Source organism: Haloferax sp. Atlit-6N (assembly GCF_003383195.1).
In the GTDB taxonomy this organism is placed as follows: Archaea; Halobacteriota; Halobacteria; order Halobacteriales; family Haloferacaceae; genus Haloferax; species Haloferax gibbonsii.
Window position 1 is genome coordinate 1 of record NZ_QEQJ01000284.1, and the last position, 471, is coordinate 471.

Annotated in this window: 1 protein-coding gene; it reads right to left on the minus strand. The window is 62.2% G+C overall.

What is annotated here, in order from left to right; genetic code table 11:
* On the minus strand, window positions 1-471 hold a 471-nt coding region (locus tag DEQ92_RS22365), incomplete at both ends, for a UDP-N-acetyl glucosamine 2-epimerase (protein WP_147299589.1).

The window sequence follows — 471 nt, forward strand, 5'->3', positions numbered from 1 at the left end:
CCTCCTTCCGCAGCAACGCGGCCATTTCCGTCGTTGGGGGAAAGAGGTGATCCGAGACGTGATCGACGACGACCCGATTCGTCTCCTCGGGCATCCCTCGATCGAAGCTCCGGAGACCGGCCTCGATGTGGCCGACCTCGATATTCAGCTTCGCGCCCGCGAGTGCGCCCGCCAGCGTCGAGTTCGTGTCCCCTTGCACCAGGACGACCGAAGGTTCGTGTTCGAGCAGTTCCGCTTCGACGGCTGCAAGCATCTCACCGGTCTGTTCGCCGTGCGTGCCGGAGCCGACGGCCAAATTCACGTCCGGGGGGTCAAGGTCCAATTGTTCGAAGAAGATCTCGTCTAGAGAGTCGGAGTAGTGCTGTCCCGTGTGGACGACGTGCGTCGACAGCCCACGCCGGTCACACTCTTTGAGAACCGGGGCGAGTTTGATGATCTCAGGTCTGGTCCCGAGAACGAACGCGAGTTCCG